Source organism: Nocardia xishanensis NBRC 101358, assembly GCF_001613365.1.
In the GTDB taxonomy this organism is placed as follows: domain Bacteria; phylum Actinomycetota; class Actinomycetes; order Mycobacteriales; family Mycobacteriaceae; genus Nocardia; species Nocardia xishanensis.
The window spans coordinates 100209-122800 of record NZ_BDCF01000020.1 but is presented as its reverse complement, the minus strand read 5'-3'; the positions used below and the strand labels follow the sequence as shown (position 1 = coordinate 122800).

The following is a 22592-nucleotide window of genomic DNA, read 5'->3' as shown; positions in this document are numbered from 1 at the left end:
TTTTCCCGAAAAGTAGTGAATTGCAACGGTTTTCCTACTTGAGAGGGAGTGAATAACTTGGCGCAGAAGACATTCGGCGACGCGAGCGGCACCGACGCGCGCAGGCTTATCAGCCTCAAGACCGCCGCCGCGCTCGTCGACGTGGACGCGAAGACGATCCGAAACTGGATCGCCGCTGGCCACTTGCGGGGCTTCCGCATCAACGGGCACCTGCTGAGGGTCAACCACGCTGAGCTGCTGGCGTTGGTGCAGCCCGTCAACATCGAGGTTCCGGAGGACGTCGCATGAGCGCCCAAGGTCGGCGCCTCCATGCGGCCGAAGGAAGGCGTCGGGACGAGTCCGACCGGCTCGCCGAATACATCGAGGAAATCATCGCCCAGGCGCCGCCAATGTCGGATGACGCCCGAGCCAAGCTGTCTGCGTTGCTCGGCAACCCGCAGCGTCGGAGGGCGGCGTGATGCGGGCTCGTACGTTCTATGTGGCCATCGCGGGGATCGCCGTCGGCTATTTCGTCCTGACGGCACCGGAGTTGGTCGGGTTCACGGTGATGCTGCTGGCCGTCGTCGCGCTGTGGCGCGTGGCGGGACGGTCCCGTTTGGGGGTGCGGCGATGAGCGCATCGGAGCTGCCCCATGATCCGGTCGAGTTGTCGGACGAGTTGGACGACATCATCCGTGCCCAGGAGATGTTGCGGCAGCGGACGATCGCGTTGCAGGCCCGCTACCAGGCGTTGCAGTCGTTGGCCGACGAGGGCCGCTACGACAAGCCCGGGAAGTACGAGTACTCGTCGCCGGAGGAGTTCGGCAGCGTCAACGTCAACTCGACAGCGACCCGCCTCGGGTACGTGCACGAGACCTACATGGACGCTCCTTTGTCCTTCCTGCGCGCGGCGCGGGAGTCGGCGGTAAAGGTCCGCGAGTACCCGCGCCCGGAGCGTGAGCAGGACGAGCTGTCGGCGACCGACCAGGCGGTTGAGGATTCGGGCCCGGCCTGGAACGCATCCACCAGCGCTCTCGCAGGCTATGCGAGCACGGACAACGCCCTGGCCGACGCGGTCGCGCGGAACGCCGACCGGGAGGGGCGGTCGCTGTGATCGGCCCGGTCGTGAAGACGGACGTTATGGCTGCTCGCGCGGGTAGCCAGCTGTTCGGATTGCTGCCGCCGCAGGCGCGGCTGGCGCTGCTGATCCTGGGATTGCTGGCCGCGATGGCCGGTTGCACGGCGGCGTGGCTCGATTACCAGGACTATCGGCCGTCGCCGAACATCTGCCGCGCCCATGAGGTCCACCGGACCGATTGCGTGCAGGTGGAACGGGCGGTGCCGACTCCGGCGGGGTGGTCGCGGTGAGCGAAGGCATTCCGACTTACGCATGGCGCATGGCGCCCGCGCATCTGCGGACCCGTCGCCAGCTCGCGGCCGAGGGTCTGCGTCCGAACGGCCAGGACATCGCGGGCCGGATTCCGTTCCACCGTCGCGGCCGAGAGCAGGTCGCGCACTTGTTCGACGTGGGCAAGGCCGCGCCGAAGCGGCCCGCGACTGCGGCTCAGTTGGCGGCGCTGGCGAAGGCGACGCGTGAGCACCAGTTGCGTGCCGCGGAGCGGCACGGCGTCGACCGCGCCGAGTTCGACGAGGCGCCAGGGGATCCGGGCCCGGGTTGGACCACATCCACCAGCGCCCTGGCGGGCTGCACGGGCAACGCCCTGGCCGACGCGCTCGCACGGAACACCGAAAGAGAAGGAATGGAGCGATGAGCATTCGGCTTTCACCGCGGGACATGTCCGGTCTCACGATGCTCGCCGAGATGTACGGCGCACCGATGGACGTGGTCGCAGAGATGTTGGGTGTGAGCAGTTCGCGGACCTATCGCATCGTGTCGCGGTGGGCCGTGGCCGGAATGATCAGTGATCGGCGACCGCGGCCGGTACTCGGCCCGGCGTGGATCTTCCCTACGAAGTCGTCGGCGGAGGCCCTGCTCGGCCGACCGGTGCGCTATTGGGTGCCAACGCCGAAGATGGCGGCTCACACCAAGGCGGTCTTTCAACTCCGGTTGGCCCTGACCGGCATGGATCTCGACCGTTGGACGTCGGAGCGGCTGCTGCGCGGCGAGGTCGGCCTGGTGAAGGCCGGGCAGACGCGCCCGCACATCCACGACGGCCGCTACGTCACCGCTGCTGGTGATTTGTGGGCGGTCGAGGTCGAGCTGACTGCGAAAAGTGCTGCGGCAGCGCGTACCTCGGTGGCGCAAGCGCTGGATGTCGCTCGGCGCGCGGACTGCGCGGGTCTGACCTACTACTGCCGCGGTGAAGCGGTGAAGAACGCGATCCGGACTGCTGCGGCGGGTTTGGATCTGTCGGCCGGGCCGAAGTTGACCCTCACCGATCTGGACCAGCTGCTGGTCAAGAAGGCCGAGACGTCTTCCTCGCTCGCTCCGCGACCCGGGCTCCGGGTGATCGCGGGCGGAGCCGCTGATCACGAAATCCCCCAGGTCACAGACCGCAACGATGGAAAGGCGGTCTGATCATGACCGAGTGCACTCCGATCCTCACTCCCACCGATTGCGCGCCCTACGCGCCGACCCCGGTCACCACGCCGTCTCCGGCGCCGGGGGTGGAGGGGCCGGGGATCGAGATCACCCCGACCATGCCGCCGATCGGGTTGGAGTCCGACCCGCTGGGCTGGCTGCCGGACTTCTCGGCGTGGTCCTGGGATGGCGTGGCCGATGGGTCGCTGCTGGTCGCGGCGTGTGTGGTGTCGGTGCTGGTGATGGTGCTGATGATCCTGGTTCCGGCGACGATGCTGGGTTGGAAGCCGACCCGGTTGAGGAACTGGTTGTTCGGCAGCGTGCTGGCGATGCCGGGCGCGACCGCGCTGTGGGCGTGGGACGTGTTCGAACCGGTCGAGGACTTCAACGCTGCGGCGACCGATTTCCTGGCCGGTGCCTACGTCAGTGGCATGTTCGGGATGGCCGCGCTGCTGATTCCGGCCGCGTGGTTGACCGCGACCCTGGTGTTCACCCGCCGCCGCGTGCAGCTGGTCACGGTCGGGTTGTCGTCCCCGGCGCGCACCGAGCGCGCGTTGTGGGCGCAGGCGCAGCGTGAGCAGCGCGCCGCGGCCCGGCTCTCGCGCCGGCGCCTGCCTTTCACTACCGGTGGGTTGAACCCGGAGCCGGTGATCGGCCGGTTGGCGGTCGAGCACGACCAGGCGCCGCCGTCATCGGTGTTGCGGCAGTTGTTCGGGCGCACCGAGACCCGTCTGGTTCTGCCGTGGATCAACCTCGGCGAGCACATGACCACGGTTGCATCGTCGGGGTCGGGCAAGACGACGTTGATGCTGCGGGTGCTGGTGGCCTGGTACGCCGCTACCTGGATGCGGCATCGGCAGTGGTGGCGCCGGGATCGTCCCGGCCGTCCGTTGACGATCGTGGTGGACTGCAACGGCGGCCCGGAGTCGCGCAAGGTCGCTGCCCGCGTCCGGAAGTGGTTCCGCGCGTTGGGTGTTCCCGGCCACCGGATCGGTGTGTTCCCCGACGATGTGGCGCTGGCGTTGTGGAAGGACACTCCGCGGGATGACCTGCGGTCGATCCTGTCGGCGATGGTGTCGGGCGGGTCCACGCCGACGACGGACACCGAGAAGTACTTCCACGAGATCCGCGAGACGCTGATTCACCTGGTCGTGGACGCCCCACAGCGTGTCGAGCTGATCGACGGCGTTCCGACTCCGGTGGGGGAGAACCCGCCGCGGTCGTGGATTGAGTTCCTGTCCCGGCTGAATCCGGAGAAGCTGGCCAGGCTGTGGGGCGGCGAACTCGGGACGAAGGTGTGGACCGGGGTCCCGGGCGTGGAGATGGAGATCGCTTCCACCATCGACGGTAAACAGCCGGTCATGAACTCCGCGCGCGCGGAGTTCGCCAACCTCTACCGCGCCCTGGGTGATGCGTTCGACGGCGACAAGCAGCTGACCGATTTCGATGTGGTCTACATCGTCTTGGAGGGCGTGAAGACCCCGGACCGGGCCCGCGCCCAGTTCGGTGCTCTGGGAACGATGTTCGAGCAGCTCGCCGACAAGCAGCATGGCCGCACCTCGCTGATGGTGGTCGACGAGTTCTCCGCGGTCTCCGATGGCAAGACCCGCGCGGTGAAGTGGGTCGAGCGCCTGCGTAAGGCCGGGATCGGCACGTGGTGGATCGCGCAGTCCTGGCAGGGCCTGGGCCACGACGACGACAACCGCGCCGCCCTGGTCGCCGCCGCGTCCGGCGGCAGCATTCTCGGCCGCTCCACCGACCCGGAAACGATCGCGAAGATCTACGGCACCCGCCCCAAGTTCGAACTGTCGCGCAAGTTGATCGGCGGCAACCGCGACGGCGACGAGGGCAACATGCAGTCCTCCGACCAGTACCTGCTGCCCCCGAACCGGATGCGCGCCATGCAGAAAGGCGACGTGGTCATCGTCTCGGGTGGCCGTGGCCGCTGGGGGAGGGTCAGCCCGCTCGATGACGCCGAACTCAAGCGCATCCGGCCCCTGCCCGGCCTGGCCGAGTTCACCAGCCCGGAATCCGACACCGACGCGCTGGCGCCGGTGGTCGACCTGCCCACCAAGCGCCGCCCGGCGTGAATTCACGACTCACACAGGAGGTTCACCAATGTCCATGCCCAATCCCGACGAGCACGGCGAGGAGCTGGGCGGGGCCCAGACACCCCGTGAGCAGGCCATCCTGGCCGCCCTGGACGCCGACATGGAAGGCAGCACCGCCGACAAGCTCGCCGCTCAGCTCGTGCCCGTTATCCCGGACGGCGGCCTGATCGGCCGCACCGCCGCCCCGCACGTCGGCCGCGTCACCAAAGCCCGTGACTGGGCGCGGATCTGGGGCCCGGCCATGACAACCACCGGCGGCACCGCGGTCGCGGTGGCCGTCCTGCCGCTGCCCGGCCCGCTGGCTCTCTACGTGCTCGCGCTGGCGGCGTTCGCGTGGTGGCACTGCGCCGGACGCCCCGGCCCGGCAGCGACCGTCCAAACGGCCCTCTACGCCGCCGCCGACTTCGGCGCCTGGGTCCGCCGCAACGTCGAGCGCCTGGCCGTGCGCCGCGCGGCCGCCGAGAACCGCCGTACCGCCATCAACCCCAAGTAACCGAAAGGAATTCACAATGTCCGATCAGCACAGCGTCGAGGACGAAATCGCCGCCGAGGCACGCCGATTCAGCGCAGCGATGCGCACGGCGATGCAGCGCCACGCCCAGGCCACCGGATGGCTGGAGCGGCGCCGGGCCCGCAAGGAGATCTCGCGCCTGGTCCGCCAGGAGCGCCGCGACCACGACCAGATCCGCGGCCACCACCGCAGCGGTGCGAACCAGGCTGTCGACCGCTACCGCATCCACGCCCAGGCCGTCGCCGCCCGCGCGAACGACCCGCGCGTGGACCACGAGCGCCGCACCCGCGACGCCCGCGCCCTCGCGCAGCATCGCGACGATCTGGCCAAGCAGTTCGTCACCGACCCCTATCTCACCCGCACCGAGCAGGGCATTGTCCTGGACGGACTGGACGCGGCCAGCGTGTTCCCCGAGTTCCGAACGGGCAACCTGTTCGCCCGCGCCCACAAGGTCAAGGGCATCGAGGCCCTGCGCTACCGGGCTCGTGTCGCCCGCGAGACGGTCGCGATCAACGAGCGCGCCGCCGCCGAGCGGGCGCAGTGGCAGCAAGAGGGATTGGACGACGCGCGCCGCGCCCACGCCGAGGAGGCGTTGCTGGCCCGCATCGACGCCGCCCAGCCCGACCGCCACCGCTACACCGCGCAGGCGGCGTGGACCGATCCGGACGGCGGTGTGCTCACCGAATCCCGTTCGTTCGCTACCGAACACACCGCCACCGCGTGGTTGCAGGGCCGCATCCACGGCACCTCGTGGGCGGAGGGGACCACGCTCTCCGTCGAGACCCGCGACACCCACAACGCCGCCAAGCAGTACGTCGACCGCGGACGTCCCGAGACCGTGGTGGGCTGGCTGGCCGCGCGGGAGGCGGTGTTGCGGGAGCGGACGCTGACCGGTCAGGTACATCGCGAGGACATCCTCGCCGCCCAGCACGAGGTAGAGAACCGCGGGCAGGCCGCCCAGCAGGATCGGGAGCCCGAGCAGCCGGAGGCGGATCTGCGGTTCCACGGTCAGGTCAGCTACCTGCCCGAGGGCGCCGACCGAGTGGTCTACGAGTTCGACGCCCACACCAGCAAAGCCGACACGGCCGCCTGGATACAGCAGCAGGTCGCCCAGGCCCGACCCGCACCGGGCACCACCGTGCAGGTATCCGCCTACGAGGAGTCCAGCGAGGGCCGCTCCGACCCGCTGTTCTGGGCCGCCGGACGGCGCGAGGAGGTCGCCGACGAGGTCGCCCAGTGGCGGATCGATATCGCCAACGTCGCCGCCGCCCGCGAGCAGGATCCCGATCGCGGTGTCTCACTGGAGCAGGTCGTCGCCGAGCGGGACCAGCTGCGCGGCGAGCTCGACTCGCTCACCCAACGTCACCAGCTCTCCATCGAGCACAACGGCGAGCTGACCGACCGCGCGGCCACGCTGGAGCAGCAGCTGACCGCGATGACCGCCGAACGAGACCAGCTGCGTGGGCAGCGCGACGAGGCGGTGCGGAAGCTGGCCGAGCGGACCCCGGCCGACCAGCGCTACGGCAGCCCCGAACGCCAAGCCGAGCAGGCTCGCCAGGCCGCGCGGTCCGAGCGGACCCCGGCCGACCAGCGGCTGGGGTCCGTACGGCAGGCGGGACGGGATCGGTTCGGCGGTGGCCTGTCTCCGGAGATCGCCGAGGCCACTGCGGTTTTCGAGGCCGGGCGCAAAGCCTCTGAGCGGGGCCTGGTCGAGCATGTGCTCGATCATGCGCGCGAGGCTGCCCGCGCTCATGAGGAGCCCAGCACCTCCGACAAGTCCGGTCGCCCGGCCGCGGAGCGGCAGGCCAAGCAGGCGGCCAGCACCTCCCCGTTGGCAGGCTTCCAGCCCGGCAGCGCTCTGGCCGATGCCGTAGCGCGCAACGGCCATGACCGAGAGGGCATGGAGCGGTGAGCAGCGACGAACGCACCGCCGAAGAGGAACAGACCATGCCGAGCGTGGCACCGCTCGGCATGGACCCGACGACGTGGCGCAGTCATTTGCAGGCACGCGACATGACTGGCCACGGCCGATGGTCCGCCACCACCACAACCACAACCAGAGATCACGAAGGAGCCGAACCAATGACCGACACTACCGCCGCCAATCACGAGGTGGAGTCCTGGACCGAGCAGCAGATGCGCTCGGACTTCATGCACCACTACCGATGCAGCTCCCGGGACCTGGAGGACTACGACCCGGCCGACCGGGTCGGCTCCATGGAGTACGCCTCGCGGTGGCTGGACCGCAACGACGAGTGGGCAGAGCACTGGATGTATCTGACTGACGCGACGAACCGGTGGCACGAGGACCCGGCCGAGGCCGAGCGCCTGCTCGCCGCGAGCGAGTTGCAGCCGATCGATCGCCGCAGCGAGGAGCAGGCCCGCTACGTCGCCCGGAACGGCATCCTCACCGACTCCAGCGGGTTGCCGACCTCGCACTACGTGACCCGCGTCTACGACCGCCTCTACGGCGCGTCGCCGCTGGCGGACTACCAGCCCTGCAACGCGTTGGCGTCGGCGCTGGCGAACTCCGAGCGGGACGGAGCCGAGCGGTGAGCGCCCGGGCTGTCGAGACGACGATGCCCGCCACGGTCGACCGCGACGAGCAGGCGGTGAGCCCGCGCCCGCCGAGTCCGCGCTCGGCGAGCCCGCACCCGGTGTGCTCGGCGTCGGCGCCGACGCCGAAGGCCGGCGCGCTCGGCATACGGCCGTCTGCGGCCGGGGTGAGCCGCGAGGAGCTGGAGGAGCGGTTGATCGCCGCACACCAGCGTGCCGCGGAGCTGGAGGAGCAGCTGGCCGCCGTAGTCGCGGCGCGCGACGCCGCCGAGCACGAGGCCGCGCAGCTGGAAGACCGTAACCGGGAGTTGGCCAGCGACCTGGACAACGCCCTGGATCAGTTGGCTGGGCATGCCCTGCACGCCGAGCAGGAACGGCTGATCCGCGTCCCGTTGTGGAGCCCGTGGCCCGAGTCCGGCGCCGACCGAGGGGGATTCGACCGATGACCGAGAATCTGTCGCCGCGCGGCGAGGCCCTGTCGCCGGATGCGGTCGCCGTGTCGCCCGGTGTCGCGGCGGTGTCGCCGCAGCCGGTGTCGGCGGGGTGGAATGTCGCCGAGGTTGTCGCCTTGCTGTCGCTGGCGGCGGTGAGCATCGCGGCCTTCTCCTGGTCGGCGATCGCGCTGCACGGGGTGGCGGTGATGTCGGGGATCCCGTCCGGGCTGGCGTGGGGTGCCCCGGTGATCGTGGACGGCCCGATCATCCAGGCCGCGTTTTCGTTGGTCGCGTTGAACCGGCGAGCCAAGCTCGGGGTGCCGATCCCGACCGCCACGCGCCGGTTCTTCTGGATCGAGCTCGCCGCCGCTGAGCTGGTCTCTTTGGTCGGCAACGGCGTTCACGCCTGGACCTCGGACGGGTTGAAACTGCCGCAGCTTGCCGCGGCGGCGGTCGCGGGTGCGGCCCCGGTCGCCGCGCTGGCGGTCACGCACGCGTTGACCGCGCTGCTGGAGGTGCCGCGCACCCCGTCGCCCGAGGAGGCGACAGCCGTCGCTGCCGTCGCCTCGGCAGGCGACAGCACGGCGACACCAGGCGACACCGCCGCGACGGTCGAGGTCGAGGAGGCGACACCGGAACCGTTCGACCCGGCCGCCGAACGCGACGCCGAGGTCTGGCGCCTGCACAAGTCCGGCCTTTCCTACCGCGAGATCGCGCCGATCATCGGCGTGCATCCGGGCACGGTCGGCAAGGTCGTCAACCGCCTCAAGGCCGAGCAGTCCGACCCGGCCGCCGACCAGAGCCTGCACTTGGTCGCGGGCGGGACCACCCAGCTCGCATTGCCCAGCAGTAACTAACCACCCGTCGAGGGGCAGGCGACGGGCCTGCCCCTCCTTCCCTCACCGCTCACAACGCATTCGGAGGAAACAGCATCATGACCAACGCACTGACCGACCTGGACCAGATCAACGCCGAGCTGATGGGCCAGGGCGCCCGCAACCCGTTCGGCAAGGACGTCATCCCTGGCCAGGGAGTGACCGGTGAAATCGTCGCGGTCGTGCGGCGCCACCGCCACAACAGCCAGGGCCAGCCGCTGTACTGGGTCAACCGCAAGCCGATGGTCGCCCAGTCCGGCGACCCGGTGATCGACTCGCAGCTGATCCTGGTCTGCGAGAAGGCCGCCGCCGACGACGACGGGCTGCGCGCGATCACCCTGGACCGCGACATGCAGCGCGCGATCGCCGCGGGCGTGCGCCGCGCCCGCGCCGGCGGGATCGCGATCGGCGGTTACCTCGACGGCCTGCTCTACATCGGCCCGGTCGAGGGCGGCGGCTACGGCCGCGTCTACGACCTGGGCGCCTACATCCCGCCCGCCGAGTAACCGCACCACTCCGAAGCCCCGGCCGATTTCGGCCGGGGCTTCGTCGTGTCTACAGCCAGTCGGCCATCCACCCCTACCTTCCCCCTGGCCCTTCCTCCGCAGGCAAAACGAGCCCGGAGCGGTGGTTGCTCAAGGGTGGCCGTCAGGCCATCGGCGCAGCCGACGCGACGCCAGGAGCGCCCTTGAACAACCACCGAGCCGGGCTCACGCTATCCGGCCGAGGAAGGGCTTTGCCTGTCGTGGCTTCGGCTGCTGTGCCTTCGATCTTGGTGGAGATCGAAGGCGCGAAAGACGCGCGACTATCTAGCGAATACCTAGCACCGGTGCGGTGTTAGGTATTCGCGCTCTCAACCACCACCCCAACCCTTCCGTGAGCTGGGCAAAGGGCGGGATTTCCGCTCACTCGCCCACCCCCTCCCAGTCCGACATCTCATCGCCCACTTCGTGTTCAACGAGATGTCGGACTGGGAGGGGGTGGGAGAGCAATCAGAAATCAAAAGATCAAAGGGAGGGTTGGGGTGGTGGTTGAGAGAAAGAGAAGTGGTTGCGTTGGGTGGGCCTCGGAAAGTTCGCGAGTGGGTTGCGATGGGAGACGGTGACGGTGGTGGCGTCGTCTGCTTCGGCTGCGGTCTACTGCACGCGACTGTGCGTGTTGTTCGGCTGACGTAGCGCGTGGCGCGATAGGGGCGGGTTCCGCGACCTGGCGGTCGCGCGGTCCGGCGCGCGGTGTGCTGGGTGCTCCTCCGGTATGGCCTAATTCGGGGCTATCACGACGACAACGACCATCAAGGGCGCTGACGCGTCGCCTACGGCGATGGCCTGGCGGCCACCCTTGACGGCCGCCGCCGGCGTGATCGAGTCGCCCCAGGCCATACCGGAGGAGCACCCAGCACAAGGCCAAGATGCGCGCTATGGACCGGGAAAGCTGCGCAGCCAGAGGCAGCGAGGCGGGGCGCTGCCCCTGCACCCCGCCCTCGCCGGGAGGCAGGCCGCCCAGAGGGGGCACGGGCGCGCACGCCGGAGTCGTGTTGGTCTACCGCGGCTTCGAGCAGCCGGGTCGGCTGCCGAGTTGCGAGCGCCAGCGAATCTGTCAGCAACTTCACAGCATCGGAAACAGCTATCGGTCCGCGAGGTAGCAGCCGGGGTGCATGGTGGGCTTGCTGACGGCAATCGCGACGCTGCCGCCTTGACCGATGCAAAAGCAGCCACCAATTCGCGGCCAAAAACCCGCCACACCAAACACTTAAACATGCTGGTCGGCGTACATATCAGACCGTACTACTTTGGAGTGATGCGAACCGACTTCGGATCGAACGTCTTTCGACCCCGCGGTGCTGGGTAGAGGCGGACTTCGCACAACAAGTCGATCACAGCACGGCGTGCAGCGAGATCCGCGTCGGTAAAGGCGTCGACCGGCGAGGGGGCGAGCAGGATTTCGGATGCGGCCGTGCCAGCGGTGAGACCGATTCGCTCAACCTCCAAAGCCGCGATCTTGTCTTCTGTTTCTTGCTTGATCTCGGCGAACAACGCGCCGTCGATCAGTTCGGCCTTGTAGTCGGCGCGTGCTCGCTTGAGCCGATCGCGTTCCTGCTGTTCTGCTCGCACGAGTGCTTCGATCCGGTCATCGTCTTGGTGAGCAAGCAAATCAGCCAGGTCAGGCTGGGCGAGTCGGCGTTCGACGAACTGCAACACAAACCCGTCGATCCGTTCTCGAATACGCATGAGGTGGCCAGCGCAGCGGTAGCGGACTCCGTGCGCTCGAACAGGGGAATCGCATAGACCGCAGAGGTAGAGACCGGACCCGAGGTGCTTGCGGTCGGTTCCGGCCCGGTTGGTCTTTCGCCGCGGATCGTCCAGTCTGCGTTGCACATCCAGCCAGACACCGTCCGGCACAATGGCTTCCCATAGGCCGCGTACTGGCGCCCCGGTCTCGTCGCGGACGATTTCACCATCGAGCATGCTCCACCCTGCGTACCGGGGGTTTCGAAGAATCGAGATGACCGATGTGGGATTCCACGGTCGGCCGCTGCGCGTCGGCAGTGGCGGAACCGATTTCGGAAGGTCCTGGATTCTCGTTCTGTCGCCGACCGCGCGCACCGTGGGCTCGGCGCCGGAGAGTGCGGCGGCGATGGCCTTCAGTGATGATCCGTTCGCAAACGCTTGGTACACCGCGCGGACTGCTTCGGCCTCGTCCGGTACCAGCTCACCGTCGAGGGTGTATCCGGTGGCGCGGATACCCCGCGGCGGTCGGCCCTTGGCAGCTCGTTGGCGTTGGGCACGGCTTTGCCGTGCACCTTTCCGTTCCATCTCGGCTCGTGCTACCGCTGCTTTGATGCGGGCGTACATCCGGCCGCCGTCAGTTTGCAGGTCAGCCTCGCCGTTGGCGGTGACGAGCCGGAGTCCTTGTGTCTCGGCGGCATCGATCCAATCCTCGAGCTGGCGAGGTTGGCGAGTGAGCCTGTCGAGGTCCCAAGTGATCAGGGCATTGAATCGGCCGGCCTTGTAGTCCTCGACCATCTGGTCGTAGGCCGGGCGGGTCTTGGCTTTGTTGAACGCCGAGATGCTGTTGTCCGTGTAGGTTTCGACCACGGTCCATCCCCTGGATTTGGCGATTACCTCGCAGTCCTCGCGCTGGCGCTCGACGGCGAGCCCTTCGCCGGTCTGGTCGAGACTCACCCGTAGATAGATCACGGCACGGACAGGCACCATCGGCATGACATGATTCTACTGCGTGACGTGGTCGAGTTCCGCTTCAACGTCTAAGCCCTGGGAATAGGTCGCGCACGAGCTTCATCGCTCTTGGTAGAGACGCTGCTGGGCCCTCATTCGGTATCCGCGGGTGGAGGCCCAGTCGTTTCGTCGGCGACACGCGATGGCTGGTTCGGCTCCGGGCGAGTGATGACCAAGCGGCGGATGGCTCGCAGGTACTCGTCCTCGGGTGAAAGCGGTTCGCTGCCGGGAGGGTAGAGCGGCTCCGGGCGAGTTCCGAACAGGTAGTCGCGGATGGCTCGCAGGTACTCGTCCAAGTCCCGTTGATCGGCGAACCTGATTCCGGTCGGGTCGAACCATTCGTCCGGTGTCGGATGCCACGCGATCATGTAGTCGAGAGCTTCGCGCACCATGTCCCCGTAGGTCGGATCCGTGGCGCAGGCGGCGCGCAGCGTTGGGGCGCTCAGCCGCATTCCGCGGCCGTACTCGGCGTAGTGCATGGTCACCAGCGGCCACGGCAGGCCATTGATATGCGGGATTTCGTCCCACCATGTGGTCTTCGTGTGCAGTGTCTGGCTGGCCCGCATTCGGCGGCCCGAAGTTGTGACGGGTGTCGGGCATTCGGAAGGCGCACCTCTTCGGTCGATGGCGCGGGTCGGCCCGGTCGCAAGGTTGACGGGTGAATACCACACGCCGCGCCACACCGGGACTCCGAGATAGCGAGGATTCACCGGCAGTGGCTCGGCCAGTGAAATGTCGGCCGTAATTCGGTGCACGGGCGGCATCGGTTCGTCGGGGAACAGCTTCGCCACCATCGACAGGCAATCCGGTACGTCGAATCCGGTCACGCCGACGCCCTGCCACAACCGTGTGTCGGAGCACTGCTGTGGGTCGAATTCTATCCAGTACCGCCGCGGCGTGGTCATCCGCGATTTCCTTCCATCGGAATCAATGTCGAACGCTGACCCGATGGTCCCAGAGTTCGATCAGCGCCTACCACTCGATAATTTGCATGAGAGCGCGTGGACGGAGTCGGCCGCCGACGAACCGCTGAATTGCCGTCCAACTTCCGCCGACGGCGCTACGACTTCCGCGTCCCGTAGGCTCGTGGAAGCATAATCGATTGCAAAGCAACAACTTTGATCCTCGCCGAGGTGTGGGCCGACGACATCGCCGACGCTGCCCGCTGGTCACCTCCGGCGCCTACACCACCACCGTCGCCGCGGACGAGGAGCAGTTCATCGATCGCGCCCTGACCCGTTTCCTCTCCACCACCGAAGTGCGGCATAACACCACGTGGCGGCCAGCCCAGTAGCCGCCTTTCGTACTGCGTCGATCAGTTCGTCCCGGCCATGCGACAGCACTACGGCAGTGGGGCGCGGGTGCTGCGGCTAGACGGCCTCGGGGGTTTCGTCGAGACCTGCGATGCCCTCGGCGAAGCCGACGGCGGGCTCGTATTTCAGCTCATTGCGCGCACGGGTGATGTCGTATCGCCTTGGCAGTGCCAGGAATTCAACCTCGAATCGGGTCAGCGGCGGACGTCCGGGCAGTGGCAGGGTGGACCAGAGCCATTCGCCGGCACGGGCGAGGGCGAATAGTGGCCCGGATGGGACCGACCGGGTCGGCATCGGCGCACTGTGGGCAGCGAGCACGCCTGCCAGAAACTCGCGGACCGGCATCGGCTCGCCATTGGTGATGAGATACGTGCCGCCGGGCGCACCCTCGTGCAACGCGGCGGCGACAGCGGCGGCGACGTTGTCGACGTGGACATGTTCGAAACTCGCTCTGCCCTGGTCGATCAGGGGCAGTTTGCCGGCGCGGGCGCGGGCGGCCAGGTCGGCCAGTTGCCCCGAACCCGGACCCCAGATGAAGGTGGGGCGCAGCACGATCGTCTCGATCGCGTCCGCGTGTGCGCGGATCAGGTGTTCGGCGGCGAGTTTCGCCTGGCCGTAGCGGGAGCTGGGCAGGGCCGGGGTGGGCTGGGATTCGGTGATGTCGAGCAGCGGCCGACCGTCCTGCAGCACCGATTCACTGCTGATATAGACGAATCGGCGCACGCCGTGCCGCACGGCCGCAGTCAGCACGTCGCGCGTGCCGTCGACGATCGCCTCGTCGAGGGCACGCCGAGGAGCCCAAGTCGACACCAAACCCGCAGCGTGAACGACGACGTCGATACCGGCCAGCCGATCTTCCCACGCCTCCACGTCCTCGAGGCTGCCCGGCACGACGGTCGCATGCGGAATCCGCCTGCCCGTACCGCGGACCAGCGCCGATACCTCGTGTCCTTCTGCCGCGAGCCGATGCACTACGCGTCGCCCCAAAAACCCGGTAGCACCCGTAAGCAGCACCTTCATCGTCATCTACCCTTCTCGAAAGTAACTTGACCAGTCAGCATAGTATTATCGTAGCTTGACCGATCGGCATAGTATTCTTGGAGATATGCCTCGCCCCTCATCCGATTCCCGGCCGCGCCTGGTGGCGGCCGCCCGCGAGTTACTGCAACGCCAGGGCTATCAGGCCACGGGGCTCAGTGAGATCGTCGCAGCCAGCGGCGCCCCCCGGGGCTCGCTGTACTACCTGTTCCCCGGCGGGAAACAAGAGCTGGCGGTCGCGGCGATCGGGGAATCCGCAGACGAGTTCACCCGGTTGATCCGCGAAACCGCCGCCCACGCACCGGACGTGCGCTCGTTCTGCGAGCAGTTCGCCCTGCACTTGAGCCGAGGGCTCGTCGAATCGGGCTATCTGAACGGGTGCCCGGTCAGCACTGTCACCCTCGATTCCGCTCCGCGTTCCACCACACTCACCCTCGCCTGCCGTGACGCGTATCGGCAATGGCGTACCGCGTTGATTCAGGTGCTGGTGCAGTACGGCATCCCGGCGGCGCGCGCCGAACGTCTCGCAGCACTCATGTTGTCAGCGGTCGAGGGTGCCATGATCATCGCTCGTGCCGAATGCTCGACGGTCCCGCTGGACGATATCCACGCCGACCTGGCCGCTCTCGCTATCGCGGCTACCGATTCCACCGCGACCCAAGCTTCCGGGGCGACCGAAGCATAAGCCGCTCCGCGTTGGTTTTCGTGGGATTCGTCCGTAGAGCCAACCGGTCGCCTTGGCTCGCGGACGCCACATTCAACGTCTGCGTTTCGGAAGAAGTAGCTCCCAGGTGTCGTCCTGGTGTCTTCGGTCACCAGAGGGACGTCACCACGGTGGGAGGTTGCTACTGACCGGGTCCGTCCGTTTGTGGCGGATCGCGGTCATCGCTGCGGCTACTGTCTTGATCATCGTCGGCGCCGGAGCCCTCGGCTGCCGTCTTTTCGATTCGGCGCGGTCTGGCCACGCGCCGAATGCCTGCGGCCGGGGCGCCGTCACCGGCTCGTTTCCGCCGCGCTGCGAAGAAATCGATGACACTCCCGTGATGCTCGGCTCCGCCCGGATCATCCTCGGGAGCGGGGTGCTTCGCGGCACCGGGGTCGACCGGCCACAGCCCTGTATCGAGCTGTAGTTCTGATCGCAGCACGGGCCTGGTCGGCGCAGGGTCGTAGACAGAGCCGCCTTCCGAGCGCCAAGGTTGGTGGGGGCGCTCGCCGGCTTCGGAAATTCGCCGCGGTCGCCGCGGCAGCCGGGTGACTTTCGACGTGCCGTCTCCCGCCTCGGGGGAACCGGTCTCGGGAGCCTTCGTGCCTTCCAGCTTTCTGCGCAACCGTTCGGCCGCGTCGAACCTCGTCCCGCCGGGCTCCGGATGGGATCCGCGTCCCGGCACTTCCCGGTCCGACATCGAGCTAGCCGCCGACGAGTGCCGTGGCGCCCATCGGCGACACGATCGCGGGTACCCCGAGCTGGTCTCTGAACTTCTTCCTGATTGCGTCGAGCACGTCCGTATTCTCCCTCAACCGCCCCGCTCGTTTCCTGCTGCGTCACACCCGAGCACCGGAGCCATGCCCCGCACCGTAACTCACGTGATGAATCAACGATAACCGGCTCGATCGCTCACTGGAGTGGGCTATGTCGACTCATACTCACTGATCGAGGACGACAGGGGCGAATTCCGCTTCGACGTCCGAGCCTCAGGGAAGCAGTAAAGCAGCTGAGCTATCGCTGCTGGTGGGGACTCTAGTGAGCCCCCATCCGGTTATTCGAATGGGGGCTCACTTCTTGCTCGCTTCGGTCTCGTAGCCGCGTTGAACGGGCACCGTTCGATCGACGCGATCAACGCCGCCTTCGCGCATCGCCCGGGCTTGTACCAGGGGCCGCCAGTCCTTCGCATTCGTCTTGGGTCAGGGGGCGGGTTCTACGCGCATCTCGGCCATCTCGGACCAGTCGGTCGCGTCGATGTTCTGGCTGATGATGGCCGGGGTTGTGGCCAATGCCTGGGGGAGTTGTCTCACAGCCTGCTTGAAATGATCGCTCGCTACGTGAGCGGCTCCCGCGCTGTCGTCTCGGAAGCCCTCGACCAGAACGAACTCGGCCGGGTTGTCGACACTGCGGGACCAGTCGAAGAACAGGTTCCCAGGTTCGGCGCGGGTGGCGGCGGTGAAGTCGGCGGTCAAGTCCAGCCACCGGTCGGTCCACTCGGGGAGGGTGGTGAATCGTACGACGATGAAGATCATGGTGGTCTCCTACCGGTCGTTGCGGGAACCGACGAGGTTCTCGATAGGGCCGACGAGATGATATCGACGGGGGCGTCCCCGCCCACGCGTTCGGCGCTAACCGATCCGCAGCAGGCTGAGGACCGGGTCGTAGGCCCAGTTCAACATGCGCTCGGCATCGTCCTTCGCGACGACGTCGCTGCTGGGTGAGCTGTTCAGAACCACACCGACCAGCGGTATTCCCGCCCTCACCGTCTCGAACAGCAGGCAGGTCCCCGCGGCGTCGGTCCATCCGGTTTTGATGCCGATGGTGCCGGGATAGTCGCGCAGCAGCCGGTTCGTCGTGTGCCAGAGGTGCTCGCGGTTGCCGGGGCCCGCGGGGACGTGATAGGTCGGCGAGCTGACGATCTCGCGGAACGCGGGTAGGCGCATCGCGCGCAGTCCGAGAGTCACCAGGTCCGCCGGTGTGGAGGAGTTGGAGTGGTCGGTGGGAATGGGCAGGCCGCTGGGGTCGGTGAATTCCGTTCCAGCCAGGCCCAATCCGCGCGCGGTTTCGTTCATTCTGGCGATGAAGCCGTCTTGGCCGGGCCCGTATGCCTCGGCAAGGGTGTAGGCGGCGTCGCAGCCCGATGGCAGCATCAGCGCGTAGAGGATCTGTCGCGTGGTGAGCACCTCGCCGGGGGCCAGGCCCGCGGTGCTTCCGGCGTTCCTGTTGCAGTAGGCGATGGCTTCTTGCGGCACGGTGATAGTTCGGTCGAGGTCGCCGGCGTCGATCACGACCAGTGCCGTCATCACCTTCGTGATGCTGGCTATCGGCACCGGGGTGTCCGGCCGTCGCGACCACAGCGCCGTGCCAGTGATTCCCTCGGCCAGCACCGCCCCCGTCGCTTGCACCCCGTCCGGCTCGGGAGTCGGCCAGGGCAATTGAACGTGGGGGATGCTTGCGGCGGGGGCGGCCGCGACGACATGACCGGCTGTCACGATCAGAGCCCCGGTGACAACAGCCTGCAACAATCGGGCAAATGTGCGCATGGCCGACATTGTGCCGCTGGAACACGGCGATCAGCGGGATTTGCCGACTGAATTTCGCACGACTCCGGCCTCAGCATGCAATCGGCTAACAAGCATGGTCTGAATTCAATGCTTCTCGCGTGCGACCGCTCGCCCAGCGGCACGAGTGAATGTTCCGGGGAATGCGACGGTTATCCGATCGTCGTCACCTCAGAGAACCTCGTCGGCGCGAGGTGAACCTACGTCTAGACTTCGACCGTGTCTTTCGTGCTGGCGGTCGCGACGAATCTCGTTGCCAATATTGCCTTTTGGTTCGCGCTCGGGCTGGCATTCCTGGCAGGAAGCCGCACTGTCGAGCGAAGAATGGTCCGGTTCTTCGGACTCGGAAACAGTCGTCGCGTGAGTGTGTATTTGTCGAATGCCGCAGAACCTACCCCGCGGTCCGACGGCAGACCCCGTCTCGCGCTCGCTTTTCACGAGTTCCAAGCGATCCAGAGCGTGAACAAGCTTTTCGGCGCCGCTCCGTTGCGGCTTCCGGAGATTGCGCGTGGCCTTGTCGACGGGCTGTGGCTACGCCGTCCGATACAGCATCTGGCGGAGGTCAGCCCGCCGACAACGGATGGTGCTCAGCTGTCCGACAGCTGCATCGTCGTCGGTAGTAGTGCACGCAACGTAATCCGTCGGTACGGGGTGGAACGACAGCTGGTCAGAGCGACACTCGATGCCGAGCTGCGCCTCGGAGAAGCCTGGTACACGGCCGGCGACGAGGTGACGGTCGCCGTTCGCCTCGATGGTGACAACGTGCAGCACATCAGAGCCCGAAAAAATCTCGCCCTGATCGAGAAGGTGCACCGCAGAGGTGAGGACGCCGTGAACTTCTTCTGCGTTGGCGTACGCGGTGATTCGTCCTGGGCCGCCGTCGAGTACCTGGTCCGCAACTGGAAGCGTCTCGCTACCGAGTTCGGTGATCAAGATTTCGTGGTCGTACTCGGTGTTCCGTGGAACGAAGGTGCCTACTTCACCGAATACCCCGAACCTTCCCGAGTCGCGTCCATACGGACATCGGCATCTGCAGCGTAGGCGGACCGCCCTACGCCGCATAGCTGGGCGATACCGAACCCTGTTCCAGGCCACGCCGGTTTGGCCAGTTCATATAGGCATGTGCGCCAAGCCATCTCGGATCTAGGTGTCGAATGTCGGGCGCTGGCTGCTCTCGGCGCAACTGCCTGTCAGGCCGGGGCTGCTTCGCCCGGCCGACTTCGACGGAGGCTCGCTGCCTCAGCTGCGCGGTGGTGGCGGACAGCCGCATGGAGCGGATCGCGGGAAGCATTGCCCAAACACAATCACATCCCATTGAGGTGGGAGGAGAACGCTGGTCGCTGAGGCCACGGCTGACCCGGTCGGCGTCACCGCGCGAGTGCCTTGCTGCCCGTTGCCTCCGGGCATGTCGCTACCAGTACTGGTGCCGCTTTCCGTCGGTGTCGGCGATGAAGATGATCGCGTCGGCGCGGTCCAGGTCTGCCGGTTCGAGCGGGATGTGGCCGGGCACAATGGGTTTGCCGGTGTCGAGTGATGGGGGAAGCGCGGCGCGTAGGGCTTGGGCCGGGAACAGGGTGCGGCGGGTGCTCGCCTCGGCCAATGCGCGCTGGAGGGTGCCAGGATCGCTGTCGGGGCCGGCGTCGGTTGCCAGGACCAGGTAGCGATCGCCGAGGGCGAGCCCGACGAGCGCGCCTGCGTTGCCCCAGTTCTCACTCGACGCGTCGGACTGCGCACGCTGGAGATGCTCGTTGTGCGCGAATACCAGGCTTGGCCCGCGTCGCTGCTCTTGGCTCACGATCGCGAGCAGGTTCTCGGCCATCATCTCGGCGCGCAGGCTGAGCAAGGTCGCGATGCGATCGGTTGCGGGGCTGGCCATGGCGGCGTGATAGCGCAGCAGGCCCAGGGCGGTGCGTGCGTGCGCGAGGGCGCGGTCGTAGCCGGATGGGTCGGCGGGCCGCAGGCCGGGCGCCGCGCGGCGCAGCGCGCTGGCGATATCGTCGCCGACGATGCGCAGCGCGCGTGCGCGGTCGGAGTCGCCAATGGACGCTACCGGGTCGAACATGGCCGCCTGGTTGGTCCAGTCCGCGTCCTTGTCGAGCAAAGTATCGAGTTCCCGGACTGATTCGGGCCGTAGGGCTGCGGGCAGGTAGTCGATCACCGCGGACAGTGAGCGTCGCGGGCTCGGCGCACCGGAGTACTCCACCGGCGCGTCGAAGCCGTAGAAGCGAACTCGATCCTGCGGCGCACGGTCTGCGTTGTGCGCGCGAAGCCATTCGACGAGTTCGCGATTGCCCGGTACGGCGCCGAACCCGTGGCTGAACCCGCTCGCGAGCACCGTGTCGATCTCCGCCGGTGCCCCGGCCACGTAGTCGTCGACGACGGACGCGGCGAAGAAGTCGGTCTCGAGCACGATCGACCGGTACCCCCGTTCGACGAGGTGGCCGAGGATTTCGTTGCGCAGCAACGGGAATGCTTCGATCCCATGTGTCGGCTCGCCGAGGGCGAGCAGGGTCGGCGGCTCGGTCCGGGTGGCGAGCAGTTCGTCGACGGCGCGGCCGAGACTTGCCGGGTCGTCGAGTTGGCGGCCGATTTCACGCGGTGATGCGGCAGTAGACATGAACATCCCTTCCGGAATTGCACTGCCATCGACAGTATCGTTGAAGGTTCGAGTGAAACTTCTGCGACTTCTACCTGGGGTAGAGAGCAAAAGTTTCAAAGTGCGGATGTGCACCCGCTGGGAGCAGGGTCTGTGTGAACAGACGATCCACAACTACGACACGCGGGCGAGCCCCATCCGGAAATCCGAATGGGGCTCGGTTCTTTTGCCGGTGTCGCTACGGCCTACTCCGCCTCGAGCTTTCGATTCGGGCGGCGGCCGCGTCGAGGGCGAAGTTCATCGTGTACTCGTACTCGGCCTGGCTGTCGAACCGCGCCAGATGTGGTGCGGCCTCGGCGACGGCGGGGAGTCCCGAGTGTTCGAGGGTGGCTCGGCGGTCGGCGATGCCCGCGGTGTCGCTGGTGCCGTAGGTGGGGCCCGCGTTGACTTCGCGAAGCAGGGTTCCGATGAGTGTGGCGAGCACGGTGCGCAGCAGGTGGACGGCTTCCTGCGGCTCGCAGCCTGCGGCGCGCAAGACCTCCAGGACCCGCTGAATCGGCGCCAAGCCCTCGAGCGAGGCCAGTTGTCGCGTGAGCACCAGTGCGGCGGCTTCCGGGTGCAGCAAGGCTCGGTCGCGGAACGCGTCGGCGATGGCGCGCAGATCGCCGCGCAGGTCGCCCGTGACGGGCGGTAGTGCGATCGAGCCGAGGAAGTGCTCGGCGACCGCGTCGAGCAGGCCGTCTTTGCCGTCGACGTGGTTGTACAAGCTTTTCGGGTCGACTCCGAGCACGCGTGCGACGGCTCGTATCCCGACGCCGCCCACCCCGTCGGCGCCGATGACTTCGAGGGTCGCCTCGACGATCCCGGTGCGGGTCAGCTGGGCCGCGCCTTTGGGCGGTCGGCCGCGGCGGGCGGTGGGGGCGGGAGTGGCCATACCGTCATCTTTCCGCACTCCCTTGATTTAATCCACATCGTGGGTATAAGTTCGGCTGACATTAACCCACATTGTGGATATTGGAGATCCGTATGCGCTTTCCCTGGGGTCCGGCCACCGTCGACGACCTTCCGACCGTGGGGGACCGTATCGACGCCTTCGCCACGAATGGCGACAGCCCAGGCACCCGGTTGCGGAGGGTTCGGGATCAGGCGCGCTCGTTCCGCCGCGAGTTCCCGAGCACCGGCACACCGGACAGCGTCACGACATGCGACCTGGTGACGCTGCCGTACCCGACGCGGTTCGGTCTGTTCCGCGCTTCGCGGGCGATCGCGCCTTTCCTGTCGATCACCAACCGCATGCTGGTGATCCGCTGGCACGATTCGGCGCGGCGTCACCGGACGCTGCTGTTCGAGCCCTCGGATGTCGAACTGGGCAGGTACACACCGTATTTCGCCGACCTGTCGAAGCGAACGCCGCGAGTGCTCGAGCGGCAAGTCGTTCGAGAGCACGGCACCGTGCCAAGTCATCTCGCGCGATTGGGGATCGGTCCGGAGGAAGTCGACTACCTGATGTTCGACCACCTGCACACCCAAGATCTGCGCCGGTGGGTCGGCACCACGGTCTATCAGGAGGATCTCGAGTCGACGCCGCGGGCGATCTTCCCGAACGCGAAGGTGATCGTGCAGCGTGACGAGCTGGCCGCGATGGCCGAACTGCATCCATTGCAGCGGCCGTGGTATCAGCCCGCGGCATACCGTGACGTGCCCGCCGAGGCGTTCCTGCCCATCGAGGGATCGGTGGTGCTCGGGCCGGGCGTCGCCGTCGTCAAGACGCCGGGGCACGTGTTCGGCAACCAGAGTCTGGTGCTCAACACCGCGACCGGCATCTGGGTCAGCAGTGAGAACGTGATCGCCGCCGAGGCGCTGACTCCCGAGCATTCCCGTATGCCAGGCCTGGCGGCATGGGCGGCGCGGTGGCAGCAGGAGGTCGTGCTCAACGCCAACACGATCGAGACGACCGCCGAACAGTACAACTCGATCATCGCCGAGAAGACGCTGGCCGATCGCAGCCAGACCGACCCGCGATTCCTGCAGTTCTTCCCGTCCAGTGAGCTCACCGGCGCGTGGACCAATCCCGGTACCCGGCCCACGTTCAGCCACGGTCACATCACCCACGGACCGAGTCTTTGAGGAGCACTTCC

General features: G+C 67.3%; 26 protein-coding genes. 19 read left to right on the top strand and 7 right to left on the bottom strand.

Features of this window, described 5'->3' with window-relative positions; genetic code table 11:
* Nucleotides 1-57 precede the first annotated feature (57 nt).
* From NX1_RS18060 to NX1_RS18005, 14 genes are all read left to right on the top strand, one after another.
* Nucleotides 58-288 carry a helix-turn-helix domain-containing protein gene (locus NX1_RS18060; protein WP_068060366.1) on the top strand — a complete coding sequence of 77 codons (231 nt, stop codon included), beginning with the start codon at nucleotides 58-60 and terminating at the stop codon, nucleotides 286-288.
* The gene (locus tag NX1_RS36400) at nucleotides 285-458 is read left to right on the top strand and encodes a hypothetical protein (protein WP_157119828.1); all 174 of its coding nucleotides are present in this window, start codon (nucleotides 285-287) and stop codon (nucleotides 456-458) included. The genes NX1_RS18060 and NX1_RS36400 overlap by 4 nt, the downstream gene beginning before the upstream one ends.
* Complete coding sequence (locus NX1_RS36395; RefSeq protein WP_157119827.1) at nucleotides 458-613, top strand: hypothetical protein; 156 nt, start codon at nucleotides 458-460, stop codon at nucleotides 611-613. The genes NX1_RS36400 and NX1_RS36395 overlap by 1 nt, the downstream gene beginning before the upstream one ends.
* Nucleotides 610-1092, top strand: a complete 483-nt coding sequence (locus NX1_RS36390) for a hypothetical protein (protein WP_068060362.1) — start codon at nucleotides 610-612, stop codon at nucleotides 1090-1092. The genes NX1_RS36395 and NX1_RS36390 overlap by 4 nt, the downstream gene beginning before the upstream one ends.
* A complete protein-coding gene (locus NX1_RS18050) occupies nucleotides 1089-1346 on the top strand; it encodes a hypothetical protein (RefSeq protein ID WP_068060359.1) in 258 nt (85 codons plus the stop codon). Before NX1_RS36390 ends, NX1_RS18050 begins: the two co-directional genes overlap by 4 nt.
* Nucleotides 1343-1750 (top strand): RRQRL motif-containing zinc-binding protein, encoded by a 408-nt coding sequence (locus NX1_RS18045; protein ID WP_157119826.1) that lies wholly within the window; start codon nucleotides 1343-1345, stop codon nucleotides 1748-1750. The genes NX1_RS18050 and NX1_RS18045 overlap by 4 nt, the downstream gene beginning before the upstream one ends.
* Nucleotides 1747-2517: a hypothetical protein gene (locus NX1_RS18040; RefSeq protein ID WP_157119825.1), complete on the top strand. Its 771-nt coding sequence runs from the start codon at nucleotides 1747-1749 to the stop codon at nucleotides 2515-2517. Before NX1_RS18045 ends, NX1_RS18040 begins: the two co-directional genes overlap by 4 nt.
* Before the next feature lie 2 nt (nucleotides 2518-2519).
* Nucleotides 2520-4610, top strand: coding sequence for an AAA family ATPase (locus tag NX1_RS18035; RefSeq protein WP_068060349.1), 2091 nt, complete (start codon nucleotides 2520-2522; stop codon nucleotides 4608-4610).
* Nucleotides 4611-4638: 28 nt separating this feature from the next.
* Nucleotides 4639-5124, top strand: a complete 486-nt coding sequence (locus NX1_RS18030) for a hypothetical protein (protein WP_068060346.1) — start codon at nucleotides 4639-4641, stop codon at nucleotides 5122-5124.
* Nucleotides 5125-5140: 16 nt separating this feature from the next.
* The gene (locus NX1_RS18025) at nucleotides 5141-7054 is read left to right on the top strand and encodes a hypothetical protein (protein WP_068060343.1); all 1914 of its coding nucleotides are present in this window, start codon (nucleotides 5141-5143) and stop codon (nucleotides 7052-7054) included.
* Nucleotides 7055-7224: 170 nt separating this feature from the next.
* Complete coding sequence (locus tag NX1_RS18020) at nucleotides 7225-7698, top strand: hypothetical protein (protein WP_157119824.1); 474 nt, start codon at nucleotides 7225-7227, stop codon at nucleotides 7696-7698.
* Nucleotides 7695-8144 (top strand): hypothetical protein, encoded by a 450-nt coding sequence (locus tag NX1_RS18015; RefSeq protein WP_068060337.1) that lies wholly within the window; start codon nucleotides 7695-7697, stop codon nucleotides 8142-8144. The genes NX1_RS18020 and NX1_RS18015 overlap by 4 nt, the downstream gene beginning before the upstream one ends.
* Nucleotides 8141-8989, top strand: coding sequence for a hypothetical protein (locus tag NX1_RS18010; RefSeq protein ID WP_068060334.1), 849 nt, complete (start codon nucleotides 8141-8143; stop codon nucleotides 8987-8989). The genes NX1_RS18015 and NX1_RS18010 overlap by 4 nt, the downstream gene beginning before the upstream one ends.
* Nucleotides 8990-9066: 77 nt before the next feature.
* A complete protein-coding gene (locus NX1_RS18005; RefSeq protein ID WP_068060331.1) occupies nucleotides 9067-9513 on the top strand; it encodes a hypothetical protein in 447 nt (148 codons plus the stop codon).
* A gap of 1278 nt (nucleotides 9514-10791) precedes the next feature.
* On the opposite strand, the gene NX1_RS18000 is transcribed toward NX1_RS18005, so the two are convergent.
* Together NX1_RS18000 and NX1_RS17995 are read right to left on the bottom strand one after the other, a co-directional pair.
* Nucleotides 10792-12228, bottom strand: a complete 1437-nt coding sequence (locus NX1_RS18000; protein ID WP_068060327.1) for a recombinase family protein — start codon at nucleotides 12226-12228, stop codon at nucleotides 10792-10794.
* Between the two features lie 107 nt (nucleotides 12229-12335).
* A complete protein-coding gene (locus NX1_RS17995; RefSeq protein ID WP_068060325.1) occupies nucleotides 12336-13148 on the bottom strand; it encodes a hypothetical protein in 813 nt (270 codons plus the stop codon).
* Nucleotides 13149-13378: 230 nt separating this feature from the next.
* Between NX1_RS17995 and NX1_RS36385 the strand changes: the two genes are divergently transcribed.
* Complete coding sequence (locus NX1_RS36385) at nucleotides 13379-13537, top strand: hypothetical protein (protein ID WP_157119823.1); 159 nt, start codon at nucleotides 13379-13381, stop codon at nucleotides 13535-13537.
* A 76-nt stretch (nucleotides 13538-13613) separates the two neighbouring features.
* Here the strand turns inward: NX1_RS36385 and NX1_RS17990 are convergent, their stop codons facing one another.
* A complete protein-coding gene (locus tag NX1_RS17990) occupies nucleotides 13614-14582 on the bottom strand; it encodes an NAD-dependent epimerase/dehydratase family protein (RefSeq protein WP_084501521.1) in 969 nt (322 codons plus the stop codon).
* A gap of 79 nt (nucleotides 14583-14661) precedes the next feature.
* Here NX1_RS17990 and NX1_RS17985 point away from each other — a divergent pair, with 79 nt between their 5' ends.
* Nucleotides 14662-15279, top strand: coding sequence for a TetR/AcrR family transcriptional regulator (locus NX1_RS17985; protein ID WP_068060322.1), 618 nt, complete (start codon nucleotides 14662-14664; stop codon nucleotides 15277-15279).
* 217 nt (nucleotides 15280-15496) lie between these two features.
* Nucleotides 15497-15724, top strand: coding sequence for a hypothetical protein (locus tag NX1_RS17980; RefSeq protein ID WP_157119822.1), 228 nt, complete (start codon nucleotides 15497-15499; stop codon nucleotides 15722-15724).
* Between the two features lie 772 nt (nucleotides 15725-16496).
* On the opposite strand, the gene NX1_RS17975 is transcribed toward NX1_RS17980, so the two are convergent.
* Together NX1_RS17975 and NX1_RS17970 are read right to left on the bottom strand one after the other, a co-directional pair.
* Nucleotides 16497-16829 carry a putative quinol monooxygenase gene (locus tag NX1_RS17975; protein ID WP_068060317.1) on the bottom strand — a complete coding sequence of 111 codons (333 nt, stop codon included), beginning with the start codon at nucleotides 16827-16829 and terminating at the stop codon, nucleotides 16497-16499.
* Nucleotides 16830-16925: 96 nt separating this feature from the next.
* A complete protein-coding gene (locus NX1_RS17970; protein WP_068060478.1) occupies nucleotides 16926-17840 on the bottom strand; it encodes a D-alanyl-D-alanine carboxypeptidase family protein in 915 nt (304 codons plus the stop codon).
* 237 nt (nucleotides 17841-18077) lie between these two features.
* Between NX1_RS17970 and NX1_RS36380 the strand changes: the two genes are divergently transcribed.
* Nucleotides 18078-18899: a hypothetical protein gene (locus NX1_RS36380; RefSeq protein ID WP_157119821.1), complete on the top strand. Its 822-nt coding sequence runs from the start codon at nucleotides 18078-18080 to the stop codon at nucleotides 18897-18899.
* A gap of 370 nt (nucleotides 18900-19269) precedes the next feature.
* On the opposite strand, the gene NX1_RS17960 is transcribed toward NX1_RS36380, so the two are convergent.
* Nucleotides 19270-20475: an erythromycin esterase family protein gene (locus tag NX1_RS17960; protein ID WP_068060475.1), complete on the bottom strand. Its 1206-nt coding sequence runs from the start codon at nucleotides 20473-20475 to the stop codon at nucleotides 19270-19272.
* Nucleotides 20476-20692: 217 nt separating this feature from the next.
* Entirely contained in the window at nucleotides 20693-21388 is a 696-nt protein-coding gene (locus NX1_RS17955; protein WP_068060313.1) for a TetR/AcrR family transcriptional regulator, read from the bottom strand.
* A 92-nt stretch (nucleotides 21389-21480) separates the two neighbouring features.
* On the opposite strand from NX1_RS17955, the gene NX1_RS17950 reads away from it, so the two are divergent.
* Nucleotides 21481-22581, top strand: a complete 1101-nt coding sequence (locus NX1_RS17950) for an MBL fold metallo-hydrolase (RefSeq protein ID WP_068060472.1) — start codon at nucleotides 21481-21483, stop codon at nucleotides 22579-22581.
* The last annotated feature ends 11 nt before the right edge of the window (nucleotides 22582-22592 follow it).